Raw genomic sequence first — 4,908 nt, forward strand, 5'->3', positions numbered from 1 at the left:
GCATCGACGGCATCACGGCGGCGCGGCCGCCGACCGCCGCTCCCCCGGCGGCCGGGGTCACGCCCGAGGAGGCGGCGACGGCGGCGAAGCGGCTGCTGTCGACGCAGAACGCGGACATGGGTTCCAACGCGGTGGCCTTCGACGGCTCCACCACGGTGAACGGGCGCGGGCTGCTGCTCGGCAACCCGCACTACCCGTGGCAGGGCGGACGCCGCTTCTGGCAGGCGCAGCAGACGATCCCCGGCGAGCTGAACGTGTCGGGCGCGTCCCTGCTGGGCTCGACGACGATCTCGATCGGGCACAACGCCGATGTGGCGTGGAGCCATACGGTCGCCACGGGCGTCACGCTGAACCTGCATCAGCTCAACCTCGATCCGGCCGACCCGACCGCCTATCTGGTGGACGGCAAGCGTGAGCGGATGACGCGGCGGACGGTGAGTGTCCCGGTGAAGGGCGCGGCCGACGTGACCCGCACCCAGTGGTGGACCCGCTACGGGCCGGTGGTCACCTCGATGGGTTCGGCGCTGCCGTTGCCGTGGACGGCGAGCACGGCGTACGCGCTGAACGACCCGAACGCGACGAACATGCGGATGGCGGACACCGGTCTGGGCTTCGGCAAGGCCCGCTCCACGGGTGATGTCGAGCGTGCGCTGCACCGGTCGCAGGGCATGCCGTGGGTGAACACGATCGCGGCGGACCGGGCGGGGCACTCGTTCTTCGCCCAGTCCCAGGTGCTGCCGAGGATCACGGACGAGCTGGCGGAGCGCTGCTCGACCCCGCTGGGCCGGGCCACCTACCCCGCTTCCGGTCTCGCGGTGCTGGACGGTTCGCGGGCGGACTGCGCGCTGGGCAGCGACCCCGACGCGGTGCGGCCGGGAATCTTCGGCCCGGGCCGGATGCCGGTGCTGAAGAACCAGCCGTACGTGGAGAACTCCAACGACAGCGCGTGGCTGACCAACGCGGAGCGCCCGCTGACCGGGTACGAGCGGGTCTTCGGCACGATCGCGACGCCCCGGTCGTTGCGGACGCGCGGTGCGGTCGAGGACGTCGCGTCGATGGCGGACCGGGGCCGGCTCCGGGTCACGGACCTTCAGCGGCAGCAGTTCGCCAACCGTGCGCCGGCCGGGGACCTGGCCGCGTCCGAGGCGGCGAAGTGGTGCGCGGCGCTGCCGGGCGGCACGGCCGTGGGCACGGACGGGACGCCGGTCGACGTGTCCGCGGCCTGCCGGGTGCTGCGGCGCTGGGACCGGAGCGTGGACAGCGACAGCCGGGGCGCGCTGCTCTTCGACCGGTTCTGGCGGAAGGCGTCGGCGGCGCCCGCCGCCGAGCTGTGGAGGACGCCGTTCGATCCGGCCGACCCGGTGCGCACTCCGCGCGACCTGAACACGGCCGCGCCCGTCCTGGGCAGGGCCCTGGCGGACGCCGTGGCGGAGCTGCGGGCGGCGGGCATCGCGCTGGACGCGCCGCTGGGCGAGCACCAGTTCGTCGTGCGGAACGGCAAGCGGCTCCCGATCGGTGGCGGGACGGAGTCGCTGGGCATCTGGAACAAGACCGAGCCGCGGTGGGACGCGGCGGAAGGCGGCTATACGGAGGTGTCCTCGGGCTCCAGCTACATCCAGGCGGTCGGCTGGGACGACAGCCGCTGCCCGGTGGCCCGGACGCTGCTGACGTACTCCCAGTCGGAGAACCCGAAGTCACCGCACTACAGCGACCAGACCCGGCTCTACGCGGGTGAGCGCTGGGTGACGTCCCGGTTCTGCGAGCGGGACATCGCGCGCTCACCGGATCTGCGGGTGGTGCGGGTGCACGAGCGGCGGTAGGGCGGGCGCGTCCGGGAGGGGCGGGGGCCGCCGCCCCTCCCGGAACCCCGCTGTGGCTACAGCGGGCGCTCGAAGCCCTCCCAGTACGGTTCGCGCAGCCGCCGTTTGTAGAGCTTGCCGTTGGGATCGCGGGGCATGGCGGTGATGAAGTCGAGGCTCCGGGGCCGTTTGTACCCGGCGAGCCGTTCCTCGCAGTGGGCGAGGATCGCGGCGGCGAGCGCTGGTGACGGCTCGTGGCCCTCGGCCGGTTCGACGACGGCCTTGACCTCCTCGCCGCGGTCGGCGTGGGGGATGCCGAAGGCGGCGGCGTCCGCGACGGCGGGGTGGGTGAGCAGGGCCGACTCGATCTCGGCGGGGTAGATGTTGACACCGCCCGCGATGATCATGTCGATCTTGCGGTCGCGGAGGAAGAGGTAGCCGTCCGCGTCCAGCACGCCGAGGTCGCCGACGGTGAAGAAGTCGCCGACGCGGTTCGTGCGGGTCTTGGTCTCGTCCTTGTGGTAGCTGAATCCGCCGGTGCTCATCTTCATGTAGACGGTGCCCAGTTCGCCCGCCGGGAGCCGGTTGCCGTCGTCGTCGAGGACGGCCAGCTCGCTGATCGGCCAGGCCTTGCCGACGGTGCCCGGCTTCTTCAGCCAGTCCTCGGCCGTGGCGAACGCTCCCCCGCCCTCGCTCGCCGCGTAGTACTCCTCGACGCAGCTCCCCCACCAGTCGATCATGGCGCGTTTGACGTGGTCGGGGCAGGGAGCCGCCCCGTGGATGGCGTGCCGCATGGAGGAGACGTCGTAACGGGCCTTCACCTCGTCGGACAGCGCGAGCAGCCGGTGGAACTGGGTGGGGACCATGTGGGTGTGCGTGCACCGGTGGGTGTCGACGAGGCGCAGCATCTCCTCGGGCGACCAGCCGTCCATCAGGACCAGCGGGTGGCCGATGTGGAGTGCCGCACCGGCGAATTGGAGCACGGCGGTGTGGTAGAGCGGCGAGCAGACCAGGTGGACGTTGTCGTCGAACGGCCGGATGCCGAAGATGCCGAGGAACCCGCCGAGATAGGTCTCCTCGGGGCGTTTGCCGGGCAGGGGGCGCCTGATGCCGCGCGGGCGGCCGGTGGTGCCCGAGGTGTAGTTCATGACCCAGCCGAGGGTGCGGTCGTCCGGCGGGGTGGCGGGGTGGCCGTCGAGGAGTTCGGCGTAGGGGCGGCAGCCGGGGACCGTGCCGACGCCGTAGCGGTGGGTCGCGGGCAGTTCCGCCTCGTCGGCGGCGGCCGTCGCGGTGGCGGCGTAGCGTTCGTGGGTGATCAGAACGCGGGCGCCCGAGTCGGCGACGATCCAGGCGATCTCGGGTCCGACGAGGTGGTGGTTGACCGGGACGAGGTAGAGGCCGGCCTGCGAGGCGGCAAGATGGGCGGTGAGGAGTTCGACGCCGTTGGGCAGCACGACGGCGAAGGCGTCGCCCGCGCGCAGTCCGGCCGCGCGCAGTCCGTGGACCATGCGGTTGACGTCGGCGTGGAGCCGGCCCGCGCTCCACTCCTCGCCGTCGGGGGCGATCAGGACGGTGCGGTCGGGGTCGGCGGCGGCCTGGGCCCAGAAGCCGTTGGGCGGCTGGTTCACGTGGCGCTCCTTCCGGCGATGCGGTTCATGCGGGTGACGGCCCGTTCGAAGCCGCGGGTCAGGTCGTCGACGACGGCCCGGACGCTGCGCTCGCTGGTCATCCGGCCGACGATCTGCCCGACGGGTGTGCCGAGCAGCTCGCCGACCTCGTACTTCTGGATCCGGGAGACGGCATCGGCGACCAGCAGCCCCTGGAGCGGCATGGGCAGGGTGCCGGGACCTGCCCCGTCCTCCCAGGCGTCGGTCCACGCGGTACGGAGCTGGCGTGCGGGTTTCCCCGTGAGGGCGCGGGAGCGGACGGTGTCGCCGGAGCCCGCGGCCAGGAGTTTGGCGGTCAGGGCCGGGGAGTGCAGGTCGGCCTCCTCTGTGGTGAGCCAGAGGGAGCCGAGCCAGACGCCCTGCGCGCCGAGGGCGATCCCGGCGGCGGCCTGTTCACCGCTGCCGATGCCTCCGGCGGCGAGCACGGGCAGCGGGGCGACGGCCTCGACGACTTCGGGGACCAGCACCATGGAGCCGATCTCGCCGGTGTGGCCGCCCGCCTCGTACCCCTGGGCGACGACGACGTCGATGCCCGCCTCGGCGTGCCGCCGGGCGTGCCGGGCGCTGCCGGCCAGGGCGGCGACGAGGACCCCGTGGTCGTGGGCCCGTTCGATGACGTCGGCGGGCGGGGAGCCGAGGGCGTTGGCGAGGAGCTTGATCGGGTAGTCGAAGGCCACGTCGAGCTGGCCCCGGGCGACCTCCTCCATCCAACCGGTGATGCGCCAGCCGGACGCCTCCCCCTCGGCCAGTTCGGGCACGCCGTGGCGGGCCAGGAGTTCTTGCACGAATGCGCGGTGTTCGGCCGGGATCATCGCCTCGACGTCCGCCTCGGTGACACCCTCGACCTTCTTGGCCGGCATGACCACGTCGAGGCCGTAGGGCTTGCCGTCGGCGAGTTCGTGCAGGCGGTCCAGGTCACGCGCGAGGTCCTCGGGCGCGGTGTAGCGCACCGCTCCGAGCACACCGAAGCCCCCGGCCCTGGTGATGGCCGCGGCGACCTCGGGGAACGGCGTGAAGCCGAAGATGGCGTGCTCGATTCCCAGTTGCCGGCTCAGTTCGGTCTCCATGGGCGGCAGGATGCCGCAGCGGAGCGGCCGAGGGAAGAGCTTTTCTGATGCTGCGTCAGATTCTTTGCGGGCCGGGACACACCCAGGAGCGCGAGGGCGCCAGTAATCTCTGCGGCGGCAGGAACTTTCACTGCTCGGCGAGATTTCGGAAGTTACTTTCGCGCGGGCTCCGGCGTACGGGCACGGCCCGGTGACCGGATGTCGGGCGCGGGGAGGAGTTGCGGATGACCGGGGACATGCGGAAGAACGGACGGGCGGCGGACGGCCGGGACGCGCACGGAGGCCCGGAACGGGTCGCGGGCCGCGGCTCGGAGACCGGCGCCCGCGCCGACGGGAGCGGCATCGCACGGCGGCGGCTGGGCGGCGGGATACTGG

3 protein-coding genes are annotated in these 4,908 nt (G+C 72.7%); 1 reads left to right on the top strand and 2 read right to left on the bottom strand.

The window, feature by feature from the left end; genetic code table 11:
* The coding region (locus CR470_RS35770) for a penicillin acylase family protein (RefSeq protein ID WP_107489537.1) at window positions 1-1,820 on the top strand (1,820 nt) is incomplete at its 5' end.
* 56 nt (window positions 1,821-1,876) lie between these two features.
* Here CR470_RS35770 and CR470_RS35775 read toward each other — a convergent pair.
* Both CR470_RS35775 and CR470_RS35780 read right to left on the bottom strand, forming a co-directional pair.
* Complete coding sequence (locus CR470_RS35775; RefSeq protein WP_097871742.1) at window positions 1,877-3,427, bottom strand: acyl-CoA synthetase; 1,551 nt, start codon at window positions 3,425-3,427, stop codon at window positions 1,877-1,879.
* Window positions 3,424-4,533 (bottom strand): NAD(P)H-dependent flavin oxidoreductase, encoded by a 1,110-nt coding sequence (locus tag CR470_RS35780; protein ID WP_097871745.1) that lies wholly within the window; start codon window positions 4,531-4,533, stop codon window positions 3,424-3,426. Before CR470_RS35780 ends, CR470_RS35775 begins: the two co-directional genes overlap by 4 nt.
* Window positions 4,534-4,908 lie beyond the last annotated feature (375 nt).

This window comes from Streptomyces sp. rh34, from assembly GCF_002551245.1.
GTDB lineage: Bacteria > Actinomycetota > Actinomycetes > Streptomycetales > Streptomycetaceae > Streptomyces.

Coding starts and splice junctions, on each gene's coding strand:
- CR470_RS35780 (WP_097871745.1), bottom strand. CDS start 4,533: ATGGAGACCGAACTGAGCCGGCAACTGGGAATCGAGCACGCCATCTTC.